This window comes from Methanolobus profundi (genome assembly GCF_900114835.1).
GTDB classification, from domain to species: Archaea; Halobacteriota; Methanosarcinia; order Methanosarcinales; family Methanosarcinaceae; genus Methanolobus; species Methanolobus profundi.
This window is the reverse complement of sequence record NZ_FOUJ01000007.1, coordinates 1-25,971: the sequence shown is the minus strand read 5'-3', so window position 1 is coordinate 25,971 and position 25,971 is coordinate 1. Positions and strand designations below refer to the sequence as shown.

29 protein-coding genes and 1 tRNA gene are annotated in these 25,971 nt (G+C 43.9%); 12 read left to right on the top strand and 18 right to left on the bottom strand.

The genetic code is table 11. From position 1 onward, the window contains the following. Positions 1-155: 155 nt before the first annotated feature. From BM008_RS13335 to surE, 3 genes are all read left to right on the top strand, one after another. Entirely contained in the window at positions 156-437 is a 282-nt protein-coding gene (locus BM008_RS13335) for a hypothetical protein (protein WP_177188080.1), read from the top strand. A 98-nt stretch (positions 438-535) separates the two neighbouring features. Further along, positions 536-952 carry a hypothetical protein gene (locus BM008_RS13330; RefSeq protein ID WP_091937857.1) on the top strand — a complete coding sequence of 139 codons (417 nt, stop codon included), beginning with the start codon at positions 536-538 and terminating at the stop codon, positions 950-952. Between the two features lie 78 nt (positions 953-1,030). After that, the gene (surE, locus tag BM008_RS13325; protein ID WP_091937854.1) at positions 1,031-1,819 is read left to right on the top strand and encodes a 5'/3'-nucleotidase SurE; all 789 of its coding nucleotides are present in this window, start codon (positions 1,031-1,033) and stop codon (positions 1,817-1,819) included. A gap of 28 nt (positions 1,820-1,847) precedes the next feature. On the opposite strand, the gene BM008_RS14975 is transcribed toward surE, so the two are convergent. Both BM008_RS14975 and moaA read right to left on the bottom strand, forming a co-directional pair. Beyond that, on the bottom strand, positions 1,848-1,997 hold the full coding sequence (locus BM008_RS14975) for a hypothetical protein (protein WP_177188079.1): 150 nt from the start codon (positions 1,995-1,997) through the stop codon (positions 1,848-1,850). A 15-nt stretch (positions 1,998-2,012) separates the two neighbouring features. Continuing rightward, positions 2,013-2,927 carry a GTP 3',8-cyclase MoaA gene (gene moaA, locus BM008_RS13320; protein ID WP_091937852.1) on the bottom strand — a complete coding sequence of 305 codons (915 nt, stop codon included), beginning with the start codon at positions 2,925-2,927 and terminating at the stop codon, positions 2,013-2,015. Between the two features lie 90 nt (positions 2,928-3,017). Here moaA and BM008_RS13315 point away from each other — a divergent pair, with 90 nt between their 5' ends. The 3 genes from BM008_RS13315 to BM008_RS13305 all read left to right on the top strand — a co-directional run bounded on the left by BM008_RS13315 (position 3,018) and on the right by BM008_RS13305 (position 6,808). Continuing rightward, positions 3,018-4,334, top strand: coding sequence for a cobyrinic acid a,c-diamide synthase CobB (locus tag BM008_RS13315; protein WP_091937850.1), 1,317 nt, complete (start codon positions 3,018-3,020; stop codon positions 4,332-4,334). 259 nt (positions 4,335-4,593) lie between these two features. Further along, positions 4,594-5,958: a PEF-CTERM sorting domain-containing protein gene (locus tag BM008_RS15155; RefSeq protein WP_245748049.1), complete on the top strand. Its 1,365-nt coding sequence runs from the start codon at positions 4,594-4,596 to the stop codon at positions 5,956-5,958. 223 nt (positions 5,959-6,181) lie between these two features. Further along, positions 6,182-6,808, top strand: a complete 627-nt coding sequence (locus BM008_RS13305; protein WP_091937846.1) for a PEF-CTERM sorting domain-containing protein — start codon at positions 6,182-6,184, stop codon at positions 6,806-6,808. A gap of 54 nt (positions 6,809-6,862) precedes the next feature. On the opposite strand, the gene priL is transcribed toward BM008_RS13305, so the two are convergent. The 4 genes from priL to BM008_RS13285 form a co-directional block, all read right to left on the bottom strand. Beyond that, complete coding sequence (gene priL / locus BM008_RS13300) at positions 6,863-7,945, bottom strand: DNA primase regulatory subunit PriL (protein WP_091937844.1); 1,083 nt, start codon at positions 7,943-7,945, stop codon at positions 6,863-6,865. Positions 7,946-7,948: 3 nt separating this feature from the next. Next, positions 7,949-8,686 carry a DNA polymerase sliding clamp gene (locus tag BM008_RS13295; protein WP_091937842.1) on the bottom strand — a complete coding sequence of 246 codons (738 nt, stop codon included), beginning with the start codon at positions 8,684-8,686 and terminating at the stop codon, positions 7,949-7,951. 109 nt (positions 8,687-8,795) lie between these two features. Further along, positions 8,796-9,110: a transcription factor S gene (locus tag BM008_RS13290; protein WP_091937840.1), complete on the bottom strand. Its 315-nt coding sequence runs from the start codon at positions 9,108-9,110 to the stop codon at positions 8,796-8,798. Then, the gene (locus tag BM008_RS13285) at positions 9,088-9,504 is read right to left on the bottom strand and encodes an NUDIX domain-containing protein (RefSeq protein ID WP_091937838.1); all 417 of its coding nucleotides are present in this window, start codon (positions 9,502-9,504) and stop codon (positions 9,088-9,090) included. The genes BM008_RS13290 and BM008_RS13285 overlap by 23 nt, the downstream gene beginning before the upstream one ends. 66 nt (positions 9,505-9,570) lie before the next feature. Between BM008_RS13285 and artA the strand changes: the two genes are divergently transcribed. The 4 genes from artA to BM008_RS13265 are packed head-to-tail and all read left to right on the top strand — an operon-like array spanning position 9,571 to position 12,040. Further along, positions 9,571-10,386 carry an archaeosortase A gene (gene artA / locus BM008_RS13280; RefSeq protein WP_091937836.1) on the top strand — a complete coding sequence of 272 codons (816 nt, stop codon included), beginning with the start codon at positions 9,571-9,573 and terminating at the stop codon, positions 10,384-10,386. Continuing rightward, entirely contained in the window at positions 10,387-10,995 is a 609-nt protein-coding gene (locus BM008_RS13275) for a phosphatidylserine decarboxylase (protein WP_091937834.1), read from the top strand. A gap of 5 nt (positions 10,996-11,000) precedes the next feature. Beyond that, positions 11,001-11,672, top strand: coding sequence for an archaetidylserine synthase (locus tag BM008_RS13270; RefSeq protein ID WP_177188078.1), 672 nt, complete (start codon positions 11,001-11,003; stop codon positions 11,670-11,672). Between the two features lie 8 nt (positions 11,673-11,680). Further along, positions 11,681-12,040 carry a dihydroneopterin aldolase family protein gene (locus BM008_RS13265; RefSeq protein WP_091938072.1) on the top strand — a complete coding sequence of 120 codons (360 nt, stop codon included), beginning with the start codon at positions 11,681-11,683 and terminating at the stop codon, positions 12,038-12,040. Position 12,041: 1 nt separating this feature from the next. On the opposite strand, the gene hisC is transcribed toward BM008_RS13265, so the two are convergent. The 9 genes from hisC to BM008_RS13220 all read right to left on the bottom strand — a co-directional run bounded on the left by hisC (position 12,042) and on the right by BM008_RS13220 (position 19,970). Next, positions 12,042-13,130 (bottom strand): histidinol-phosphate transaminase, encoded by a 1,089-nt coding sequence (gene hisC / locus BM008_RS13260; RefSeq protein ID WP_091937829.1) that lies wholly within the window; start codon positions 13,128-13,130, stop codon positions 12,042-12,044. Then, a complete protein-coding gene (locus BM008_RS13255) occupies positions 13,117-14,223 on the bottom strand; it encodes an acetylornithine transaminase (RefSeq protein WP_091938070.1) in 1,107 nt (368 codons plus the stop codon). The genes hisC and BM008_RS13255 overlap by 14 nt, the downstream gene beginning before the upstream one ends. 190 nt (positions 14,224-14,413) lie before the next feature. Further along, the gene (locus BM008_RS13250; RefSeq protein ID WP_091937827.1) at positions 14,414-14,755 is read right to left on the bottom strand and encodes a hypothetical protein; all 342 of its coding nucleotides are present in this window, start codon (positions 14,753-14,755) and stop codon (positions 14,414-14,416) included. A gap of 38 nt (positions 14,756-14,793) precedes the next feature. Continuing rightward, a complete protein-coding gene (locus tag BM008_RS13245; protein ID WP_342707583.1) occupies positions 14,794-15,690 on the bottom strand; it encodes an acyltransferase in 897 nt (298 codons plus the stop codon). Between the two features lie 78 nt (positions 15,691-15,768). Continuing rightward, positions 15,769-16,242: a PUA domain-containing protein gene (locus BM008_RS13240; RefSeq protein WP_091937825.1), complete on the bottom strand. Its 474-nt coding sequence runs from the start codon at positions 16,240-16,242 to the stop codon at positions 15,769-15,771. Between the two features lie 402 nt (positions 16,243-16,644). After that, complete coding sequence (locus BM008_RS13235; protein ID WP_091937823.1) at positions 16,645-18,111, bottom strand: RtcB family protein; 1,467 nt, start codon at positions 18,109-18,111, stop codon at positions 16,645-16,647. Positions 18,112-18,220: 109 nt separating this feature from the next. Further along, positions 18,221-18,664 (bottom strand): archease, encoded by a 444-nt coding sequence (locus tag BM008_RS13230; RefSeq protein WP_177188077.1) that lies wholly within the window; start codon positions 18,662-18,664, stop codon positions 18,221-18,223. A 78-nt stretch (positions 18,665-18,742) separates the two neighbouring features. Further along, positions 18,743-19,357: an archaetidylinositol phosphate synthase gene (pgsA, locus tag BM008_RS13225; protein ID WP_091937820.1), complete on the bottom strand. Its 615-nt coding sequence runs from the start codon at positions 19,355-19,357 to the stop codon at positions 18,743-18,745. Between the two features lie 58 nt (positions 19,358-19,415). Further along, positions 19,416-19,970 carry an aldolase gene (locus BM008_RS13220; RefSeq protein ID WP_091937818.1) on the bottom strand — a complete coding sequence of 185 codons (555 nt, stop codon included), beginning with the start codon at positions 19,968-19,970 and terminating at the stop codon, positions 19,416-19,418. Between the two features lie 97 nt (positions 19,971-20,067). Between BM008_RS13220 and BM008_RS13215 the strand changes: the two genes are divergently transcribed. Next, positions 20,068-20,141, top strand: a tRNA-Thr gene (locus tag BM008_RS13215). A 77-nt stretch (positions 20,142-20,218) separates the two neighbouring features. After that, entirely contained in the window at positions 20,219-21,427 is a 1,209-nt protein-coding gene (locus tag BM008_RS13210; protein ID WP_177188076.1) for a tyrosine-type recombinase/integrase, read from the top strand. On the opposite strand, the gene BM008_RS13205 is transcribed toward BM008_RS13210, so the two are convergent. From BM008_RS13205 to BM008_RS14970, 3 genes are all read right to left on the bottom strand, one after another. After that, positions 21,410-24,151, bottom strand: a complete 2,742-nt coding sequence (locus BM008_RS13205; RefSeq protein ID WP_091937814.1) for a hypothetical protein — start codon at positions 24,149-24,151, stop codon at positions 21,410-21,412. The genes BM008_RS13210 and BM008_RS13205 overlap by 18 nt on opposite strands. 8 nt (positions 24,152-24,159) lie before the next feature. Beyond that, entirely contained in the window at positions 24,160-25,074 is a 915-nt protein-coding gene (locus BM008_RS13200) for a hypothetical protein (RefSeq protein ID WP_091937812.1), read from the bottom strand. A 9-nt stretch (positions 25,075-25,083) separates the two neighbouring features. Continuing rightward, on the bottom strand, positions 25,084-25,971 hold an 888-nt coding region (locus BM008_RS14970), incomplete at its 5' end, for a hypothetical protein (RefSeq protein WP_177188075.1).

Genomic DNA, 25,971 nt, shown 5'->3' with positions numbered 1-25,971 from the left:
AGATAATTTCTATTGACCCCTTTTTTCGACAAATTACGAACAACAAAACATGGATTCTATGAACATAGAATTAACAATCCTTGAACATAACTCCAATTAATAGTACATTAGGTTTAAGTGCATGATCATGAAAAAGGTATAATTGGTGATGACCGATGGAATCAATGCGTTATATGTCATTAGTATTCAGAGGGCTTGTAGAAGAATATAATAACACAGGTGTCAGACCATCCGTATTTATGGATGCTGATGGCAGCCTGCAGGTTTATCTTTGCGATTCTATAATCGACGAGATGGAAGAAGATTATGGAATGGATATGCAGAGTGAATATGATGTGAATGGCGGACAGTTCAGCCAGGCATACATTATGAACAAGGCATTTGCTTCAGAGAATATCAGGCACAACCTTGAAAGCGAGGCAAGTATCAGCCAGTAAATGGGCAACAAGACCTATGATCATACAAGTAGGGCCTGGCAGGACGAGAACTGCACGGGAAGGGAACAGGCACCTACATAACCTAAGGGTGAAAAACAATGGACTACAAAAAACTTCTGAAGGTACTCAAGAACTCAAAACAGGTCTACAGAGAGGACTATGTTAAGAAGATATTCAGAAGCGCACATTATGACATAGGAATGTTCGAAGAACAGCTCAACGAGTTCAACGATACACTTACAGGCGAGGATTCAGACCTTGCAAAGTCATACATGGACAGGACCATATTGGCCCAGGTGATAGATGATGCATCTATTTTACTGGAAATTGTAAAGGGTAGTTCCGGCCTCACCACAGAGCAAAACGAAATGGTCGAGGAAATGATATTCAAGCTTGATGAGATGAGCGAAAAGATAGAGGTCATCGAAGAAGTAAAAGCATTAGCAGACATGTCCGAACAGGAAGGTTTTACATCTCCCACTCACAGCAAGGACAGAGTATACGCGAACGTTTGAATATATCACCTCCCCCTTATTTTACTTAATACTTTTTTATCCATTAATTTTAAGGCATGAACCTACAATCTTGTAGACATGACGAAAAAGATATTAGTCACAAATGATGACGGCGTTTATTCTACTGGCATACATGCCGCTTACAAAAGTGTAGAGGAACTGGGAGACGTAACTGTATCAGCCCCCATGACACAGCAAAGTGGTGTTGGCCGTTCAATATCTATTTTTGAACCACTGAGGATCACACAGACAACTGTTAACGGGATCGAGGTCAATGCTATTGCAGGCACACCCACGGATTCAGTGATACTTGGCATATTCTCAGTAATGAAACAAATGCCTGACATGATCGTCTCAGGCTTCAATATTGGAGAGAATATAAGTACTGATACAATAACAACGTCAGGAACCATTGGTGCTGCGCTTGAGGGTGCAAGCTACGGCATTCCTGCAATTGCAGCCTCCATACAGGTCATGGAAGAAGGAGATAAGTTCGATGACAACAGGGAATTCAAGCATGACTATGATGTGGCCATAAAAGTGGTCAACAGAATAGCAAAGAAAGTTCTTGAACATGGACTGCCTGAGAATGTGGACCTGCTTAATGTCAACATACCGCATCACGCTGAAAATGAGCCTGAGATAGAGATCACACGTCTTGCCAGGAAGTTCTTCAAGACAGATGTTGAAGAAAGACATGACCCCAGAGGAAGGCCATACTACTGGATCGCCGGGGACCTTGTAGTGGATGAGGAAGAAGGCACCGATGTACATGCGATCATGCACAATGGGAATGTGTCTGTGACACCTATATCACTTGATGCTACATCACCTATAGACTTCTCCGAGATAGAGCACCTGCTATAAGCAGGTGTGAAAATAAAAAAGAGAAAGATTATTGTTTTACTTTAATGAGGATCTCTTTACAATCTTTGTCCACACCATGCAATGTCGTGGCTGCACCGACAACTGTGCTGCCAAGTATGGACTGAACAAAATGATTTATCTCAATATCCTTCCCATCTACTGTCAATACTACTTCCATTTTTTACTACTCCTGTCAATTCCTGCAGAATGGTACACGCTTGCTAACTGCTGATCTGAAGAGATCGGGCAGTTCCTCCCTGGTGGCATTCGCAACATCTACATGATTATCATTTATCAGCAGGCATGGTTTCAATTGCCCGTCAGCTGTGACCCTTAGCCTGTTGCAGTTAGCACAGAATTCAGTGTTATCCACCGGTCTTACGAACTCGACTTCTGCACCATCAATGATATATTTTTTCCTTTTATGTAGTTCACGGACCTTCACATCCGAAGAAACATTGAGCAAAGACTGCTCAACTTCGCGTGCGTTTATCCTGTACTGTGGAAGGTCCCTGAAATCCATTAGCTCGATCAGCTGCAGGATGACATTACCACCATAGTTACGTGTGAACTCAAGCATATCGGCGATCTCGTTGTCATTAAGGTCCTTTAGAAGTACCATGTTCAGCTTTACGGGAGTAAGACCTGCATCCACAGCTGCATGTATGCCATCAAGCACCTTATCAAAAGTACCATTCCCGCAATTGGTGATCATATTATACTTTTCCGGGTCAAGGGTATCCAGACTTATATTTACCCTGTTAAGACCTGCTTCTCTAAGTGAAGAGGCCCTGTCCCTCAATAGAACAGCATTTGTTGTAAGGGAAACGTCCCGCATTTCCGGCAGGCGAACAAGTGCATCCTCAAGGTCCTTTCGAAGAAGAGGTTCCCCACCTGAAAGTTTCAGCCTGTTCACACCGAACTGTGAAGCAACGTCCACTATATTGACTATAGTATCCACTGACATCTCTTTACTGTGGCCGATATGGCCTTCGTTATGGCAGTAGATGCAATTCAGATTGCAACGGTCGGTTATGGACATCCTCAGACTCCTGACCGTTCGGCCATAGGGGTCTGTAAGAACTTCCACGTTTCCTGAGGAAGACATAGTACCTAGATATTCGTTATTTATTTAACTATTTTGAATAACTCACCCAATAGAATAATACATATATACGAACTGTGCACAATTAACTCCATGACTAAAGCGGTGTTACTTGCAGGTACCAACAGTGGAGTTGGAAAAACAACAGTGTCCATGGGTATTATGGCAGCCCTAAGAAAGAGACAGATGGAAGTACAGCCATTCAAGGTTGGACCTGATTACATCGACCCTACATACCACACAGCGATATGTGGCAAACCATCCAGGAACCTGGATACGTTCATGATGCAGGTTGATGGGGTGAAAAAGACCTTCTCCCACTACTCAGAAAATGCAGATATCAATGTTGTCGAAGGAGTGATGGGACTATTTGATGGCATGGGAGCTACCGAGACCGCAAGTTCTGCCCATGTTGCAAAATCACTGGATATACCAGTAATACTTATTGTGAACGTACACGGCATGTCACGAAGTGCCGCAGCCATAGTCAAAGGATTTGCAGAATTTGACAAGGATGTAAAAATAGCGGGTGTCATCCTCAATAAAGTAGGCAGCCCCAGACATGCGCAGATGATCATCGACTCCATACCTGACATACCCGTGGTCGGAACACTTCCACGCAACAAGGACGTAACTGTCCCTTCACGCCATCTTGGGCTTTACATGGCACATGAACAGGACTTCGATACAGATAGTCTTGCATCGTTCATAGAAGAGAACATCGATCTTGATGCTATAATCTCGCTTGCAGAGAATGCGGCAGATGCGGAAGAATACGTACATGAGGAACAAAAGGAACCAGATATAAAGATAGGTATCGCATATGACAGTGCCTTCTGTTTCTATTATCAGGACATGTTCGATGCGTTCAGAAGTGCTGGTGCAGAGCCGGTCTTTTTCAGTCCTCTGAAAGATGAACTTCCAGAAGTAGATGGGCTCTACTTTGGCGGAGGATATCCTGAACTCTACATATCCGAGCTTGAGAAGTCTAAAACAACAAAGGCCCTGAAAGACCTGTCAGCCGATGGAATACCCATCTATGGAGAATGTGGAGGCCTGCAATATCTTTCCACATCCTATGAGATAGAGGGCACAGTTTACAAGATGGCAGATGTCCTGCCTGCAGAAACAGTGCTGACAAAGAAGCTACAGGCTCTTGGATACACCAAGGGACAGGCTAATGGTGACTTTATCAAGGGAACCATAAGAGGCCACGAGTTCCATTATTCAGCCACATACTGTGATAATGACGCAAAACTCATCTATGAAATGGAAAGAGGAAAGGGCATAGTTGACGGTAAGGACGGACTTACTGAATACAATGCGCTTGCAAGCTATACACATGCACATCCGGCATCTTTCCCTGTAGAGAGCTTTGTTGAGAAGTGTAGAGAATATAAGAAAAGATAAAGCATCCCTTTTACCTTAATTTTTATTTTTTTGTGCATGATAATGGCATTAGATGCGTCTACATACATGCAATGACCATTGTTGATCCCGAGTGATGCCCATACCAAGGATCCAAAAACATAATATTTACATTTGCATATATTAGTTAAATTCGATAAATATTTATATGCAAATTACAAACATACATTAGAAATATATGTAAGATGTATATCTCTTTATAAATAATTAGTTTAGAAATAAATGACCAATGGTGGTACGAGTGAAGAAATTGAGCATACTGACTGTAATCGCATTGATACTTATGTTAACAATCGCGAATGCAAGTGCTAAGCAGTGTCTTCCTGATGATGGGACATACTGTGGCACATTAAATGGAACCTATACACCCGACGTAAGCAAAGATCATCCGTTGTACGGTGCTACATTCACCCTTAAGGCAGATGTGAAAGCGGACCTTGACAATGAGATGATAACAATTACAAATATTGACACCAGTGGCAGTAACCCTGCTATTGATGAAAGTACTTTGAACATAATTGCAACCTTTGAGAACAATGGACTCATAAAAGTTATCGCTACAGGGAAATGTGGAATGAGCTATCCATTCTACGGAGAGATGCTTATTGACCCATGTGACTTCAGCATCAGATCAAATTCAGGATATGTAAGGATTCCCCTGCAAACAGGAGGATATACACAATATGACCTCGAAGGAGATTTCACACTGGACGTAGAAGAATGTTGCATGGAGCTACCTGATGGGACTTACTGTGGAACCCTGGAAGGAACATACAGTGCACAGGACATACAGGGAACGTTCAACCTGAAAGCAGACATACAGGCAGACTTCGACAGTGGAATAATAAGAATAACCAATGTGGATACAACAGGAAGCTACCCGGAAATAGATGAAGGAAGTTTGAACGTAGTAGCCATACTGGACGAAGATACAGGGACCATAACAGTAACCGCAACAGGAACATGTGGCATGGGACATCCATTCTATGGAGAGATGCTGATAAAAGCATGCGACTTCAGCATAATGTCAAGTTCAGGATACGTAAGGATCCCGCTGCTAACAGGAGGATATACACAATATGACCTCACCGGACAGTTCACACTGGACATAGGAGAATGCTGCACAGAACTACCTGATGGTATGTACTGTGGAACCCTGGAAGGAACATACACTGCACAGGACATACAGGGAACGTTCAACCTGAAAGCAGACATACAGGCAGACTTCGACAGCGGAATAATAAGAATAACCAATGTGGATACAACAGGAAGCTACCCGGAAATAGATGAAGGAAGTTTGAACGTGGTAGCCATACTGGACGAAGATACGGGAGTTATAACAGTTACAGCCACAGGGACATGCAACATGGGATATCCATTCTATGGAGAGATGTTGATAAAAGCATGTGACCTGAGCATAATATCAAGCTCAGGATACGTAAGAGTACCACTCCCAACAGGTGGCTACATGCAGTATGACCTGACAGGAGCTTTTACACTGGACATGCACCAATGCGGACAGGAAGAGATACCTGAGTTCCCAACAATAGCTATTCCAGTGGCAGCGATCGTTGGACTGGCATTCTTCATGCAGCGCAGGAAGTAATAACAATATTTTGATCAGCAGGGGCCTACCCTGCACCTTTTTTCATTTTTGTGTTTAATTATCGAAGAGCTGAAGCTCTCAGATAACACCAGATATTTCATGCTACATTTAGGAAGATATTAGCAATACTTATATACAATAATTTACGTACTACATTTAAAGAATATTACAAATGTATTCATGGTAATAAATACATTTCGTAAAATAATTTTGGTGGTACAATATGAAAAAAACAAGTTTACTATTAATACTAATGGTGATGTTGTCTTCAACAACATTAGTTGCAAGTGCACAGATCAACCCATATCACTATTTGATGAGCCAGGAAGATGGATGCTACCATATAAGCATCAATGGAAACTATAACATTGACCCTGCATGCATCCCAGCTTACTATGCAAATCTTATCCCCCCAACTATGAATATAGTTGCTGATGGTACAGTTAGCAAAGAAGGAACTATTGTTACAGTAAAATCATTCACAAGTAACCCCACCGTACCATATACACTACCAGCTCAGATCGATATTGCAAATCTGAATTTCCCTGAAGGAATAGATGTATGGGTACTTAACAATAAGATCGGCTTTACTGCAGACCTCATAATAGGTACACAAACAATACCAGTAACCGGCACTGTAACATTTGAAGGTGTTGCAGGAGGAGTATATAACTTCGCATTTGACACATTATATATAAACCAGCAACCAATAACAGGCATCAGCGGAAGCATGCAGGTGACTGTTGAAAAGGTCAACTGTGAGCAGGAAATTCCGGAGTTCCCAACCGTAGCTATCCCAATGGCAGCAATTATCGGACTTGCATTCTTCATGCAGCGCAGAAAGGACTGAATTTAAAATAAGGGACCTTATTGTCCCTAATATCTTTTTTATTTTAGAAATTGATCATTCTTCAGTTGTGTTCCCGACAGGTTCGGGCTTTTCAGCGGTCTGATTCCCACTGTTCCTTTGAGCATCCCTTTTCTTGAACCAGAGCTTACGGCTATAATAATTAAGAGGATGACTTATCTTCTTGCACATATCATCAGGTGCATAGCAATTACCATAGGTCTGCATAGTAGAACAGGACGGAGGTTTGTAATGAGTTCCAGAGGAACCTGCAATATGCTCTACCTGATACCTTGCCTTCTCCACATCAAAGTCAGGTGACGTGCCGAACATATTGATAATATCATCAACAGACATACCGATCGTCAGAAGAAAAGCTGTCATGGCAAATCTCATAGAGTGTGCAAGGTTCACACCTGCCTGGGTATTTGCTATGGCATGAGTGACACATGGAGGGAACAGGTCGGTTTCCACAGATTCGAACTCGGACTCACCAAATGTACTTTTTCGCTCTTCCAGGAATTCACGTATCTCTTTGAGATATGGTTCGCATTTCTCAGCAAGCTCATCAGGGACGGCCATGGGAAGATTATGCTCAACACGGGTCTTGATCAGTTCCTGCAAAAGACGTGCTAGCTCTTCCTTTGAAACATTGACATTCCCATGTCTTAACTTACGATTTACAAGCTTCCATTCCATTGCTTTGAGGGAACTTGCCATCCTGATATAAGAAGAAAAATGCAGCTTGAACCCTGTCTCACTCTCGTCCGGGTAGACCTCAAAGTCAGAAGCGAATTCCATCAGAAAATCATGCTTCTGCATCTTCAATAGCCTATATGAGGCTACAGCTTCGGCAAGACAATACCTCCTTGTAAGGAAAGCATCATCGATACATGAGACAAGTATTCTCGAAAAAGGATAGGAAAGTAGTTCCAGCAGGATCTTCTGTTCATCCGAGCTGGAAATATTAGGTTTAGTAAGTTCGCCCTCAATGGCCTGCAGAACACGCTCTTTCCCGCGTACACGTGCAGATTCCATTGCCCTTGAAGTGACAAGACGGTCAAGGGACATCCCGAGGCTTTTTACGTGTAATGATGCCCCGGAAATATAAGGATATAAAGCAAAGTCCTTTTCATCCATAGATCAGTCAGACTCGATCCTTGGTGCCAAGAGATAACCTATCTTTCCTGCACCATTAGCAATGGAGAAACCGATCTTTACAGGGAAGTCCTTACCAAGTTCAACTGTAACCTCATTAGAGCGGGATGCAGGCTTTACGATATCTGACAGATAATCAAGTGAGAACAAAGAACGTGCCTCGCCAGATCTAAGGTCGATAAGAGTATCACGTGCCATGTCAAGGCGCACACGGTCGGTGTCACCTTCTGCCTCCATGTAGAAGACATCCTCATCAACGCCAAGCAACATGTGATCGCTGATCTTCTCAGCAGCCTTTACAGCCCTCTGGAGGTCCTTACCATTAAGAACTACCTCAGCAGGAAGCTCAAGTTGTGGGATCCTTGGCTCTGCCCTGATAGTTGAAGGATCGAGCAGTGCAAGGGTATAGGATAATCCACCAAGATGCAAAGACATCTTCTGTGACATCTCATCAAGCTCCATGACAACCTTTTCGTCCCTGCCTGCGACGCCAAAGATATCAGTTATCTTTGAAAGGTCCATACCGATCTCACAGTCATCTGCATTGAACTCATCAAAAGCACCGGAGCCGAGTTCAAAACTGACCATGGCTACATTAGCCGGGTCCACTGCCCGTACAGCCAGTCCTTCAGGAGATATCCTGAACCTTGCCTCATCGACAAGAACAGAAAGAGTTTCAATTGCAGTTTTTAAGATATCTGCGTCAATTGTTGCCTTGAACATCTTGATTCGCCACCATAATTTGAATTTTTACGTCATTATATCTAATAAGTAATATAAGTTTTCTTTTTGATCTATGTCCGAGACCGAACAACTAACGGACATAATAGGATCAGTCGTATTCACGCCAGGTGCATCCACATTTTGTGCACTTGAAGAAACGTGTCTCAGACTCATCTGCAGACCTGAGCTGGCGCAACCACCAGTATGCGACATTGTGACCACATTCCTCACACCTTGCAGTGGTTGTAGGGAGACCCTGATCGACATTGCCCTCAAGAACTGTCACATCCCTGTTCTCCCTTGATGACTTTGACATAAGGGAATCGGAATCGGCCTTCTTTCCTTTTACATAACCGCATTTTCTGCACTTGAAGGAACCATCTGAAGGGAACATCATACTTTTACATTCGGGACAAAATTCCATAAATATCACTTCTCGCATTCTCTATTATTAAGTTATGGTCAAAGGCCATTTCCGGTATGTCATGGATATCAAATAAATATACTCCTTTTGCATCCGAATCTGCCTTTGGGACACCTTTCCCCCGGACCATATAGACTATGCTCACAGTATGCCCGCGAGGGTCGCGCGAAGGTTCAGAATATACCCCAAGTAACTTAACTATTTCTATTGTAAGACCGGTCTCTTCCATAACCTCACGTGCAACAGCTTCCTCAGTTGTCTCACCAATATCTACAAAACCACCGGGAAGTGCAAATTTGCCCCGGAACGGAGGATTCTTTCGTTCTATGAGAACGATCTTTTCATCCAATAGGATCACTGCATCAACTGTAAGCTTTGGGGTATTAAGAGACATAATGAACAAAAACTTAATAGGCTACATCAAATATATAGGAGCCATACCTATTAAAGGTGTGCTTAAATGATCGAGAATATTCTATGGATTGCTGTAGCTTTCATGCTACTCGGGTCAATTATCCCAAAAAGTTTCAGACCGCGTAGAGCCTTGTCTGCCGCAGGATGGGCATTCTTTTCCATACACTGGTTCTACCAGCCATTACATTACATTGAGATAAAAGATTATTTTAATGTTGCCCTGGTCATCACTGTAGGCATAGTATGCCTGATAATAGCATATACTATGCTCAAAGAGTACAAGGATGGAAATATATCCAGTCCGGACATAACAACAATGGCAACAAGTGCTACAGCCCTTGGTTCCCTGTTCTATTTCCCATTCGCACAAATGGAATTCCTGAATGTATGGATAATAGCCCAGGTAACAGATAATGTACTCTGGATGCTGCATCTTCTGAACGTACCTGCAGAACTAACCGCATGGAACAAGATAGCACTCAGCGGCTATCAGGTAGAGATCATCCTTGCATGTACTGCAATTGAGAGCATAGCTTTGTTCATAGGACTTATAGCATCTGTAAATGCACCATTCAAGAGACTGGCCGCTGCATTCATAGCATCAGTACCTGTTATATACATATTGAATATAATAAGGGACGTATTTGTCATCATGGCTTACGGATATCAGTGGTTTGGCCCAAATAGCTTTGAGATCGCACATCATAATATCGCAAAGATAGGATCCGGTGTTGCGCTATTTGTTATCGCCTATGTGGTCATGCGTATCCTGCCCGAGCTCATAGATCTGATAGAAGGGGTCTGGCTATTGGTTACCAGATTCGTTCAGAAGCTATTCTATAAAGTAGTAGGAAACCAATAAATGCTTGCGAAAGGTTCTTTTCCATGGATACTGACATCTGTAATTGCAGGTATGGTCAGTTCGCTGACCTATCTTTTGTATAAGATACCATATACAGATACGGTTGCATTTTTATCTATATGTGTGACAATATTCTTTCTTTTCTTTTTCAGGGACCCTGAAAGAGATATCAAGGAACATAACAGCTACATGCTCTCACCAGCCGATGGGAGGATCGTGGATATAAGAGACAGAAAGGTCTGCATATTCATGAACTTCCAGAACGTGCACGTCAACAGGGCACCTATCAACGGAAAGGTCCACATGATAGAACATAAGAAAGGAGGATACATACCTGCTTTCTGTAAGGACTCACACAGAAATGAAAGAAGCCATACGCTAATTGAGACAGAACACGGGATCGTGGAGGTCATACAGATCGCCGGAACCGTGACCCGCAGAATAGTCTCCTATGTACAGGAAGGAGATTACATGCAACAGGGACAGCGTTTTGGAATGATCCGTTTTGGTTCAAGGGTAGATGTAACGATCCCTGAGAACTTTGAGATACTAACAAAGAAAGGCGACAGGGTATTTGCCGGAGAAACGGTTATCGCCAGAATAAGATAAAGGATGTGAACCAGATACTCCATACTTTAAAATTACCTGACCTCGTCACCCTTCTAAATGCATTATGCGGAATAACAGCTATTCTTCTGACGTTGAACGAGCCGACCTATCTTGCACCTTTGCTGATCCTCATTGCAGCAGTTGCAGATGGCCTTGATGGCCACATAGCCAGAAAGTTCTCGTCCAGTGAGATAGGAAGTAATCTGGACTCACTTGCAGATGTCATCTCTTTTGGAGTAACACCAGTGATAATCACATTTGCGATCATGGAAAGCAGAATGCAATACATCTTGCTTCCGGCACTGATATTCTATTTCGTTTGTGGGATACTCAGACTTGCAAGGTTCAATACCATGCATCAGGAACTTAATTCATTCAGCGGCCTGCCGATCACTGCAGGTGGAATAGCCATAGCCTCATATCTGCTCATGGGAGAGGTTTTCCTTAACGGTTACCTGGTGACCGCAATAGTCCTGATACTTGGAGTGCTCATGATAAGTGATATCCCATACATGAAAGCAAGGGACAAGAGAATCCTCATGCCATTGACACTGATCTTCGCAGCAACAATGATCTCATATTTCATCAACATCGAAATTATGCATATATTCGCATCCCTCTTGTCAGGGATAATGGCGATATATGTACTATCACCAATTATCAAAAGGACTACATGAGGAATATCATGCAGCAAAATAAAACAATAACTGACAGGGACAATGTGCTTTTCGAAGCCGGAATAAAACTTGGTGCCCTCTATCACCAGTTCACAGGCTCACCTGTCAATCTCAGAACAGTGGACAGCCTTGAGATAGCGATACAGGAAAGCATCTCGGTCCAGCCATGCGTAGAGGATATCAAAGTGTCGATCAACAGGGATATGATAAGTTCCAAACTGAACAGCGAATATGGCTATTGTGAACTGGAAGGCCGTATGCTGGATGTCAGGATAACTGCTAATTTTAAAAGTGCAAAAGCAGATGTAAGTCTTGCATTTGATACAGAACTTGACTATCCGCTTATGAAAATAGAAAAAATATATTGATTCAGGCCTTTGCTTCCTTAAAGGCCTCAACCACTTTCTTATTCTGCTCAGGGGTTCCCACGGTCACACGGATAAGGGAATCACCTGCGTTCTTAAATGACCTGCAATCTCTGACGATAATACCTTTTTCAAGCAGAGATCCTGCAACATCAGCAGCGATCATTGGAGATACATCCACAAGTACGAAATTTGCCTGGGAATCATACACTTTGAAAGGAATGTTCTCTGCAAGGAACACACGACCTTCCTTTGTGCATGAAATGCTCTTTTCAAGATACTCGGTATCCGAAAGTGCTGCCACACCTGCCATTACAGCAGGGAGACTGACATTGAACGGAGTTGCGATCTTCATGTACTGGGCTTTAAGCCATGCAGGCATGAGCCCGTACCCGATCCGCAATCCTGCAAGTCCGAATGCCTTTGAGAACGTCCTTCCAATAATGAGATTATCATATTCTGCCACAAGGCCAGAGAGATCATGGTCTGCGAACTCTACATAGGCCTCATCCACAAAAACCAGACCCTTTGTTGATCCAAGGATCTTGCGTACATCATCCTCTGCCAACAGTTTACCAGTTGGATTGTTCGGTGAACAAAGGAATATCACCTTTGTCCGGTCAGAGATGGCATCCTTGATAGCTTCCACATCGAACTCCAGTTCATCTCCCGGTGCCACATGGACCGCCACAGCACCATTAGCACGTGCTGCGATCTCATAATAGGAGAACGTAGGGGTCGGGATAACAACCTCATCACCCGGTTCGATAAGGAGCCTCATCAGGTTATCAAGCAACCCATCCATACCAGGACCTGAAGCACAGATATTCTCAACAGGAAGACCTGTATAGGCCGAGATAGCCTCTACAAGTTCTGTAGCATCAGCAGAAGGATAGATATTGACCTTCGATGCAGTGGAGAACAGAGCCTCAACTGCCATAGGGGAAGGACCAAGTACATTCTCATTTGATCCCAGTTTGATTATCTCAGATGGAGCAATGCCATATTTCTGAGCTATTTCCTCGATGGACTTACCGGGAACATATTCTGCTATTGACGAGACCACATCTTTGATCAGTTCAGGCCTGCTCAAGTACGTTCACCACCCTGTCGATCTCCTCTTTTGTAATGACCAGAGGTGGTGCTATACGCAGGACGGTCTCTGAAGTGCAGTTAAGGAGAATACCGTTCTTACGGCCATAATCTACAAGATCAGCACATTTGCGATCGAACTGAACACCAAGCATGAGACCTTTTCCACGTACCTCTACAAGACCATCTGTTGAGAGACGGCTAAGCTCCTTCCTGAAGTATTCACCCATTTCCTTTGAGCGCTGAACGAGTTTCTCATCACGGATAATGTCAATGGATGCAAGGGCTGCTGCACATGCCAGTGGTCCGCCACCAAATGTTGCGGCATGTTCACCACGCCCAAATGATATTCCATCACGGGCTGCTATAGCACCCATAGGGAAACCTCCACCGATAGCCTTTGCCATTGTCATGATGTCTGGCTCAACACCGAAATGTTCCTTGCAGAACCAGGTTCCGGTCCTTCCAAAGCCGGTCTGTACCTCATCGAATATGAGAAGGGTCTCATTCTCATCGCATATCTTACGTACCTCTTTCAGGTAACCTTCAGAGGGTACATTTATGCCACCTTCTCCCTGGATCGGTTCAACTATGACAGCTGCTGTATTCGTAGTGATAGCATCTGATACTGCCTGTGCATCATTGAAAGGAACGAATTTCTCTTCCTGGACCAGGGGCTTGAAAGGAGCACGATACATATCCTTGTAGGTCAGGCTCAGGGCACCCATGGTACGACCGTGGAAAGAGTGCTCAACAGCTACAAAATCAGTCTTCTTTGTAGTGACCCTGGCAAGTTTCATTGCTGCTTCAACTGCCTCTGTACCGGAGTTACAGAAGAATACACGTTCCATTCCCGTTACATCCACTAGCTGCTCAGCAAGCTCTGCCTGAGGCTCCGTGTAATATAGATTGGACACGTGGATCAGTTTTTCAGCCTGCTTCTTCAATGCTTCCACCAGACGTGGGTGACAGTGGCCCACATTGTTCACGGCAATTCCGGCGACACAGTCGACATACTCACGTCCTTCTGTATCATATACAAGTGAACCCTTGCCACTTTCAAGGACGATCGGCTGTCGTCCATATGTCTGCATTACGTATTTTGAATCTTTATCAAAGATGCTTTGTGGATCTGATGATGAATTATGGTCCTGTTGCAAATTAACACCTCTCCATTATAATATTGGAACCTTTTTTAAATCTGACTATCGCTACATATATGGTAAACAACTCGAAGAAAAAATAAAAGCGAAACTGACCTCTGAAAAGGTCAAATATCACTATCTAAAGGATACGTCTGTCCGGGACCTTTATCGCCACATACAGATGATAAAGGAAAACAAGTATGCTAAGCTGGAATACAAGAAGCATTATGCCCTTGATACCATCATACTGCGTACTTTCCGGAACAGAATTGATGGTTATCAGCACCTCAAAAAGATATAGTACAAAACCAACCGTAAGTGCAAGGAAGTACTTTTTAAGGTTTTTAAAGGAAACATATATTCGTGACCGGATAACGTCCGGATCTATCTTTACAAGCAAATATGACGTCAGTACCGACAGAATTACGATACAGAGCCGCATTGCCAGGTCCAGTAAATTTAACAATGGATCAGAGTTCATAGCCATCCCCTCATGTTTGTGTGTAACACCCTGTGATATCAGATATCCAGTTCCATCAACTCATTATCACTTAAAGCACCGTCATCCTCACGCTCAAAGACAATTCCACCGGGTGCTCGCATCACTCCATCCACGCGGGCAGACTCATGAATAGTTATGGACTGGGAATTTATCTCTCCCAGAATATGAGTGCCAGCCGCAACGTAGACATTACCCCTTGAGATGATGTTCCCGTGGATGATATTATCATTACCCAACTTTACGTCCTGTATGGTACGTATACTTCCGTAAAGTGTGGTCTCGTTAGCCATTTCAAGTGAAGTGGCCCTGATATTACCAACAAGCCTGCATTTGCTTCCAATTATAGCGTTTGATGGTACCCTGATAGAGTCCATGGATAATTTGGAACCGTTTGGGATTATCATGGAATTAAGTCCTATGGACTCCATGTCATCCTCGAACAGATCCTCCAATGCCTTTTCAACTTCCTCGTCCTTTCCAAGTCTCAAAAGTTCACTGATGTAAAGGAAAAGATAGACTATGACAGGAACCGGGTTCCTTACAACTATCCACCCTTTTGCCTCAAAACCGCCGTTTATCTTAACATCGTTGCCGATATCAAGATCACCCTTTACCACCAGTTTACCGTCGATGGTAACGAACTCACCAATATAGGCATTATTATCGGTCTTGACATTCCCGCCTATCTGTGACCATATATCGATCCTAGAATCTCCGGTTGTTGTAAGATCACCTGTAAGAGTTACTCTCTCACCGAATATTGCAGAATTTGCAATAATACCGTATTTGATCTCAGAGTGATTGCCAGCTATGACATCCCCATCTACGACTATTGTATGCTCTTCCATCCTTGTGTTGTCTGGAATTACAAATGTCTTAAATATCTCCTCTTCTATGCTTTCACTCTCCGGCAAGGGATTTACTGCATCAAAGGCATTACTATGACTTTATTTGCATCGTATTTAATAGATATCGATTTATAAATAGTTATTCTAAGATTGTGCTATCCCACGCCTTACATCCACTGCAGGACCCCTGTCCATTCTAACAGCTTCACCTGGTGACAACAATAACTGGCCTGTAGCCAGGACCGCATCAGAATCATCAACTATTATAACTTCGTCGCCTGCTCTTAGTTCCGGGTCAACTGCCATGACATGCTTTGCAAAAGCGGTCTTGCCCTTTGAGACAAAGGGAGCAGCGTCCTCACAGATGACCACTCTGGATGCAGGCTTTTCGAGCACACCACTAAGGGCAACTGCACCATCTACACTGAGAGTGAGCCTGCCATCCCTTGCACGAACGGTAGCTATATGCTTCCCATTATGCTGAACCTGCCTCACGCGCTTGGTCCTTGAAAGCTGAAAAGTGACATCATCAGGAAAAAGGACTTCACCACAACCTTTTCCGAACTGGATGTCAGCCATTATTCTTACCTTTTTGAGATTTTTATCAATATTGCTCATAGACGCTAGATAATATGTAAGTTTTAAATTGATAGCGGTTAATTAGTGGTAAATAAAAGATATTCACCTATTTTATTTTTGAAAGTGAATCATTATTGCTATATAAAGAATATCGAACACATTTATATATAATAATGACTAATTATAAGTTGAGGAAACGGGAGCAACTGCTTGTAACTGTATTCAAAGGTATAGTAACTGTAACCAAGCAAAACCATTCATCCCCTCAAACATGTTCCTGTTTCCTCGTTGCTCAATAAAGCAACGAACTTTTCTACAAATAATTACAACCTTTAGTTATGACTTTGCTATTTTGAAGTAATAATATGATATATAGCCGTGGCTGTAAAATACAATATATCAATGTAGAAATTAAATTAAAAAAGAAAAGGTCAACCTGAGTTAACCTTTGACAACTCCCATTGGGAGAACACGTGCAACCTTTGTAGCAATGCCAAGGTTGTGTACGACATCGACAACCTCGCTGCTTGACTTGTAAACTTCCGGTGCTTCCTCGGCTATCAGTGAAGGCTGAGTAGCCCTTACGATGATACCCTGTGACCTCAGTTCTTTCTGGATCTCCTCGCCACGAAGCTCTTGCTTTGCACTCTTTCGGCTCATGACCCTTCCTGCACCATGACAGGCACTGCCAAAGGTGAGTTCCATTGCAGCAGGACATCCTTTCAGAACATAGGATGCAGTGCCCATACTTCCGGGAATGATAACCGGCTGTCCGATATCGCGATAGTCATCAGGAACCTCTGGATGTCCGGCAGGGAATGCACGGGTTGCACCCTTCCTGTGAACATATACCTTCTTCTCCTCGCCATCGATAATGTGTTTCTCAAGTTTGGCAACATTGTGTGCCACATCATAGACAAGATCAAGTCCAAGGTCACCATGCTCTTCCTTGAAGATATCATCGAATACCTCACGGGACCAGTGCATTATCACCTGACGGTTCACCCATGCATAGTTAGCGGCACATATCATAGCCTTGAAATAATCCTGTGCTTCCTCGGAACTTGCAGGGGCACATGCAAGCTGTTTGTCAGGCAGAGGGATCTTGTACTTCTTTGAAGCCTGTGTAAGCTTCTGAAGATGGTCAGTGCATATCTGATGACCTGCACCACGGGAACCACAGTGTATCATGAATGTGATCTGTCCTTCTTTGAGCCCGAATGCTTCAGCAGCTTCCTCATCATAGATCTTGTCCACATATTGCACCTCAAGGAAATGGTTCCCACTTCCAAGTGTACCGATCTGTGGTCTGCCTCTTTTACGTGCTTTAACACTGACCTTCGATGGATCTGCACCACGCATCATACCATTGCTCTCACAATGAGCAAGGTCGTTCTTTACACCATAACCATTCTTCACAGCCCACTGTACACCATGAACGAATATGTCATCAAGTTCTGTGTCGTTAACCCTGAGGCGGCTCTTTGAACCAACGCCTGAAGGTATGGCCTCGAACAATGCATCAAGCAGTTCGGGAAGTTTTGGGCGTACATCATCTTCTGTGAGATCGGAGCGTATCAGACGAACTCCACAATTAATGTCAAAACCGACACCACCAGGACTTATCACACCGTCGTCCTTATCGAAAGCTGCAACCCCACCTATGGAAAAACCGTATCCAAGGTGTGCGTCCGGCATTGCCATTGAATACTGTTGTATACCTGGAAGAGAAGCCACATTTGCAACCTGGACAAGTGTTTCATTATCAAGCAGGTCAAGAAGGGGCTTTGATACGAATATCCTCCCGGGGACATTCATGCCGGGTTTGAAATTACCAGGCACCTCCCATGTGTTATCATTTACCTTTGTAAGAACATCATAAACTGAACTCTCATTTTCCTCTGACATCATTAACTCCTCTTGTCAAATCCTTCATTCAAGCATCTATAATGAAGACTATGTACTCTGATCGTATGAATATATCGATAATAAGAAATTGATAGGACATAAAGGATATTCAGGTATCCACTGTTGCCTGTATCATCCAGCCATCATCGACCTGTTCTATCTTCATATCATTGTACGTGGCTGCCTTTACCTCTGTGTCAAAGACATGTACTGAAAGATCGATCGCCTCACCGGACAATGTTGCTGAGAGTGTGCAACCCTCATCACTTATCTCCAGCTCGTTGACCTTAACGCCACCAAAGACCATTTCTTCTACCTCGAAAAGGAACAGTATCTCGGAAAGCCAGTCAAAGAGAAGAGCATCTGCATCAGGAGAACTTAATTCAACATCTACCGATGAGCTGTTGTTAATAGAATCGGTCTCCACCATGACATTGAGCATGGCAAGTGCAGCGTTCTCGAAGGCTTCCCCAAGGCTTTTCCCGTAAGCCCTGAATTTGGCATCTGCTGTGTGTTCCAGATACTCGAAGTCCTTGTTCATATCAGATGGCATGAACCTTAATTGTCCCTGGTGTAATTAAATTAGCCCCCTGAAAAGAAAAAGAATAGAATAAAGGAATGGAATGGATATTCATTCTCCAAGTTGTTTCCAGATATGGGCAATACGCTGGAAAGCTGTTATGTGACTACCTATTCCGATTATTATGATCATCCATCCAAGGACCGAGAAACCATATATTGGTGACTGGTAGACGAAATAGACCACTGAAGAGAGCATGATAAGAACCAGTCTGTCAGCCCTTCCAATGATACCACCATAGTATCTTCCAAGCTGAAGTGCCTGTGCCTGTGTACCAAGATAACTTGTTAGAAGCACACCGACTATTGTAGCAACACCGATCTGCCAGCTAACATAGCCTCCAAAGAAGATACCGCAGATGATGAATACATCCGAATAACGATCTATGACATGGTCAAGGAAATCGCCTCTTGCACTGGCTATATCGAGATATCGGGCTATAAGACCATCCATTGCATCGAAGAATGAGTTCAGGGCTACCAGCAGCCCGGCTACAAGCACCAGAAGCGGGTCAAAGGCCGAGTAGTAGTATAGAAAACCTGAAAACGCTGCAAACAAGAGAGAGAGCATTGATATAGCATTTGGAGATATGCCGGCATCTGCCATTTTTCTGGCAATTGGCTCAAGTATCTTTGTTGCTACAGGTCTTAAAGCATTGAATGTCATGACTAACCTACCCAATGTACATTTTTATGATTTAACGTTTTCCGGGAAAAAGAGAATATTACTTTTTCTTTGCAAGGTCATACCAGTATTTGATCTTACAGGAATGCTCTACCTGAGTTGTGAGCACGTACGCCTCTTCAAGTACTTTTCCTGTGGCAAATGTGCCGTGACTATAGATTATAGCTGTCTTGTGTGATGCAAGAGCTGCGGCAAGGTTCTGCGCCAGTTCATCCGAACCGATGCCACCTTTGACAATGGGGACTTCTCCAAGGAAATACTGACCTTCACTGTCTGCCGGAGTGATGCTCTCACTTTCTTCCAGCAAAGAGAGGGTCACCGCAAAGGGACAGTGGGCATGAACTATCGCAAGTGCCGGTGTGTTACTGTAAATAGCCCTGTGGACAACTGTTTCTGATGATGCGATCATGTCAAGGGCACATGAACCGTCCACACTGACCTCTACTACCATATCCTCTGTGATCTCATCCAGCGCGCAACCGCTCCTTGTGATGAGCATTCGGTCGCCGACTCTTACACTGATGTTCCCGAAGTGGGATTCTACCAGTCCATTCTCAACAAGTTTTTTTCCTATCCTTGATATTTCACGCCACATAGGATGTCTCCAGGTAGTGTGCTACCATAAAATTTATCTGCTATTATGATATGTAAGGGATTGCTTCCCATAAATAGATGTGGAGCACATTCATGGTGCCTCGGTGGCTCAGCCCGGCAGAGCGAGTGATTTGTAATCACTAGGTCGCGTGTTCAAATCACGCCCGGGGCTTCATTTTCTCAGTTTGAAGCCTATACTTTCACCCAGCTTGGATTTCAAATATAAATCAAGAAATGAAGGTATATGGCATGGGATTATATGATTTCAGTAAAAGAATAGCTAGTGCTGAGCAACGCGTCCTTGATGCGGATTATTCTCAAAAAAATAAAGACACTATTTTTTCTTTTGTTCACGTATTGTACGCTGAAGGTCTATCTGAAGCGAGGATACTCAAATATCTCAGTAATTTAAACATACTAGCTAGCTGGTTTGACAAAGACTTCGATGAAGTCACCAAATCTGATATGTATAGAGTAGTGGCTGAGATTGAGAGATCTGACCGAAAGGCATGGACAAAACAAGGGTACAAGGTAACAATCAAGCGTTTTTTCAGATGGTTGCATAATAGTGAGACAGATCCAGAGATAACCAGATGGATCAAGACAAACATAAAGCAGTGTGACCAGATATTGCCAGAAGAATTGCTCACAGAAGATGAAGTGAAGCAAATGATTGACGTATGTGATCATCCGCGCAACAGAGCTATGGTTGCCATGTGGTATGATGCCGGCGGGAGAGTCGGGGAGATGGGAGAAGCGAAGATTAAACACTTTGTTCCAGACGTATATGGTGCAGTTCTGATGGTAAAAGGAAAGACTGGTATGCGCAGAATTCGACTTGTATTCAGTGCCCCTTATGTATCAAAGTGGCTTGATACGCATCCGGAAAGGGATAATCCAGATGCACCTCTTTGGGTCAATTATGGGAAGTACAAAGGCAGGGCAATGAAATATGGCGGCATCCGAATGGTCATAAAAAGAGCTGCAAATAAAGCCGGAATAAAAAAGCGTGTATATAACCATCTTTTCAGGCACTCAAGGATTACAGAATATGCCACATTTATGACACAGGCACAGCTGGAAAAAAACATGGGATGGGTACATGGAACGCGGCAGTCCGGCACATATATTCATCTTGCGGGTGCTCAGGTTGACAGCACCATACTTGAACATTATGGACTAAAGGAAAAGCAGGACAAGCCCTCGGAGCTTACCCCTAAGAATTGTCCACGTTGCAAGACCACAAATGGCCCAACAGCAGATTTCTGCAGCAATTGTGGAATGGCTCTTAATGCAGTTGCAGCAACGAATGTTGATGACATGCAACAATTGGGTATGCAACTGCTTCTTGAAATAGGAGCAAAAGAACCAAAGGATGTCCAAGAATTGCAAGGATACCTGGGGAAATTGAAGGAAGCGTTGAATGATAGTGATTCCACTTCAATAAGTGACAAGTGAATCAACATGAGCCACGGACTTGCATAGCGGTGCCTTCCAGAACTGTAAGTCCTGGTTCTCTGGTATGCCTGATGTAGCATCTACTGCATCCGGTGTTCCATATCCTCGCAGAGATAGATTCGTAGTTTTCCCTGGCACTTGTAATATCAGGTGGCGCTTGTCGTAATAGGCATCCTTGACGAATATCTGGTAAAAACCTGTTTCCGGATTTACCACTCCCATTGTATCCCTCCCGAACACATAGGTGCTCTCTAGTATCACTTTTATTGCGTTCATTATAGGGTTACTTTCTTGATCAATGGCATAGCCGGACATGACCACACCTACCGATGATTCTGACCAAGATGTAGCCAACTTCAGATGTCGTAGATAAATATACATTGTCTCCTGTATCTCTATCCTGTGGAATGTGGGTGTGTGCATCCCGTCAGAGGTAAACATTATTTTCAGCTTATAGTATTTGCCTGCATATCCTGCACTATTCATGGGCGTATAACCTGCACTGTAGGATGTGGTACTTGTACCATCCGGTCCAATCCATCCGGAATTCGGTGTTCCGCTCTGGTCATCGCTGATGTAGATTTGTGCTCTTATATCGCAGCCTACCGCTTCTGTGATTGACATATAGAATATATCCAGCGACTTGTTATGCTCTCTCCACAGGTACCAGGGCATCTCTATCAGTCCTGTTGTCGGATATCGGGTTATTTTGATATTGCTGACCGTGATTCCTTCGGAGTAGTCTGTCGGTGTCGTGTAATTTGCCTTACACCTGAGCCTGAAATGGAACTTGGTCGAGTTCATAGTGACCACCTGACCGGTGCCTGAAGTAGTACCGCTCTTTGACCATACCACCGTCCCGTCTGCGTCCAGCAGCTCCAGTATGAAGTAGCTCGAGTTGATATTCACATCATAATCAAACTCCACCGACAGAAAACCTGATTCTTGCCATATGAAGCCATGATTCGGATAGTTACTATCTATCACCGTGTATGTAGTGTCTGCCAACAGATCTATTTTCAGCTCTTTATTGCCTGCATCAACGGTGCCATTGCACGACAGGAACCCGTCATCCTCATCTATTTCTGTTGAATAGTTCGGTTCGATTTCCTCTTCCTCTAGTTCAAAGGTATTGTTATTGAACACCACTCCGCTCGTGATGCAGCCATATACAAAATCTGTAGCATCGAACACTTCTTTGTTAATCCTGTATGTGCTCAGGCCAATCTCACCGGTCTTGTTGTCCACGTCTGCGGTGTGCTCCAATGATATCTCTATGTCTGTCGTTAGAGCCGAGTGCAGCATCTCGTTTTTAGACAAATAAAAGAATTGACTGTCCGGTTGATTGGCCTGTGAACTCTCTATTACCAGTGGATGAAAATCAACCGGGACCAGCACTGTTGCGGGGTTCGTGTCCGGGAAACTGAGCAATCTGTGCTTTATCCACATGTCGAAATAATACCGTATAAAGTCAAATGAAGGCGTGTACTTTCCGTCACCGGTTAACCATACTTTCGTTCTCCAGTATTTGCCAGCAGCCGTTCCTGTCCATATTTTCCCGTTGTTGTCTGTATAATAAGTGCTCGATGTCCCGTCCGGGCCTACAAATCCTGACGTGGATGCCAGACTGTCACCTACATCGATTTGAGCTTTCACCTGTGTATCGGCTGTGCCCAGTGTATAGCCAAGATCTATTATTCTCAAGGCTTTCATGAATTCCTTGTACTTGTAAACCGTCTGCTCAATGTAGCCTGAAGTCTTGTACCTGTCCAGCACCACGTTGCCTATGTACATGTGGTTGTCCCAAGGATCCACAGGCGAAGTCCAGACCGAAGGAGAATTCGGAGCAATGCACCTGACCCGGAATACACAGTAATCGTCTACAAAGGTAACCACCTGGCCAGTGCCAGAAGCTGTCCCTGTCTTGCTCCACTTCACAGTACCTTCACTGTCCACAAGCTCTGCAATGAAGTACGATGAATTCAGCACTACATCATAGTCAAAGGTTATCTGGATAAAGCCTGATGCGATTATCTCAAACCCTTTGTTCATGTAGGTCTCATCCACCTTGTTGTAATCACTTTCGTCGGCCAGGTCCAGTTTCATGCTCATTGTAGAATTATCCAGAGTAAACATACCCGGCAGGAATCCATCATCTGTATCTACGTGGGATGAGTTCTCTGGATAGATGTCGATCTGCTCTGTCTGGAGCATGAACATATCGCCATCATAGTCCACGTTTAACGTAGTGACTCCTTCTGTGAACATCAGGTCATTCTCTGTTTCCTCTTCCAGCAGCATAGCCGGTGAAAATTCCCTTACACCAATCAGTCCTGTATTTGAATCTGGCTGGCTTGCATCTGATGATTCCAATGCAAGGGAACCACCTAACCCTTCATTCCAGCTCTCAAGCGTGAACTCATCTCCTGTTGTCCCGCCTGTCACTGATACTGCCGATACACTCCTGATCCCTGTGTCACCTGCATTGAGAGCTATTTCTATGTGACTGCCCGACGTCTTATAGGCTTCTACTGAAGTGCTAACGTCTGCTGTTTGTGAATTGCCAAACTGGTCTACATAAGTAATAGTCACATCCAGAGGCGCATCGCCTATTGTGGCCTGTGGCACTATGAAACACCTGAATCCGCCTGAAGATATTGAATCTCCCACAGTGAATCCTGTTCCCACAACATAAGTTCCGAACACGACAGCATCAAATGCCATGCTTCACCTCATGCCACGTATTTCATAGCGAACGCCAGCACATTTGAATGGTCCGGAGATGTGAGCATCTTACACAGAAACTTAGTCGTTGCTCCATCTATGGCTATCACGTCCCCGTCCACCAGTCCTGCATCTATGGATAGCCTGAAAAACAGCTCCGACTGATATATTGGGGTCTTGTTGTTTGCTGTATTGTGTATCACAGGCTTCATGAAATAGACTTTCCCGTTCCCGTTGCTTTTCCGAGCGTATGGCGTGTCATAGTAGAACTGTATGCCATCGTTTTCATCCCTGTCCTGGAATGAGAATGGCCTGGTCATCCTGTAATTTTCCAATCCAGAGTGTTCCCCAGTGCCTGCCCACCATGCGTTTCTGGTAGTATAACAATAGAAATTTGTCAGGCCATCTGAATATTCTTTGGTGCCCATGTGCTCCATTACACAGATGAAACTTGACTGCCTGTCGTTGCTTGAAGGTTCTGGTTTGCCCATTACCACAAACCCTGTAGAATCCACCCACAGCCAATAATTTATCTGAAGGGTTGCCATGTCGGTGTACATATCATAAGACCAGTCCCTTCCCTCAAATCCAATAAATGTCTGGAATTTCGTGTCTCCCCAGGTATGGTTTATAGAGTCCCAAGTTGATGTAAACGTAACCCTTAATCCCTGTGCACCAGTATCATTTCCCTGATACCTTATGGCTTCACTTGTCTTGTAGTTATGAACTTCCAGCGTCATCCAGATGTCTGCTGAATCTCCTGTATATTTTAAGCATCTTCTAGCCAACGTAGCTTCTGTGCTCCGATCAGTTGTATCCCAGGTCGCATCTCCTTCTACCCAGTTCACAGAAGATGCAATCAATGCATCAGCGATCTCATCCACGATGTCAGGTAATACTTTTGCTCCACTTGTAAATCCCATTTTTCCACCTCACTCTACATACTTTATTGCGTAGTTTACCCTGCCTGTGTTGTCTGGGGAGTCCATTCCTATACACAGGAACTTCGTTGTAGCTCCGTCTATTGCTACTACATCTCCATCCACAAGGCCGCCACCTTCTGAGAACATAAAGAACAGTTCGCTCTGACCTATGGGCATTGTCTCTGCCTGGTCGTTGAATATCAGGGGCTTTGCATAGTAGACCTTCCCGTTCCCATCGCTCTTGAACGCATGATAATCAGCGTGCCAGAACTGGATGCCTTCGGTGCTCCAGGAATTTGTATAGGTGAATGGCCTGCACATGTTATGACATCTTCCTAGAGAGTTCCCGGCAGTGTTCCTCCAGCCTTCGTAATTCAACTTCGTGTAGTTGTAGAAATTCGTCAAGCCATCACTGTATTCTTTACTGGCAATTCTTTCTACCACAGTAATTGCTGAAACTTGCAAGTTATCAGTTGAGTTCGCTTCCGGTCTTGCCATCAATACAAATCCTGTAGAATCCACCCAACAATAATATGTTAGCTGAGTCGAGAAACAGTTAGTCACTGGCGTTGTGCTGCTTCTTCCAAAGAATGGAATATAGGTATGATAGTCCATGTTCGGGTATGTGTGGTTCACCGAATCCCACGTCGAATGAAATGCAATCCTCAATCCTTTTGCCTGGTATGATGTACTATATATCCAATATGATTGGTCATGGCATTCCAGGGTCAGATATATGTCATCTGTGGAGTGGTACAGGCACCTTCTTGCGTCATTTGCACCTACCGTCCTGTCTGTGGTGTCCCATGTTGTGTCTCCATCCGTCCAGCCTTCTGCTATTAGCTTGTCAGCTATCTCATCTATCAAGTCTGCAAGCACCTTTGCTCCACTGTAAAA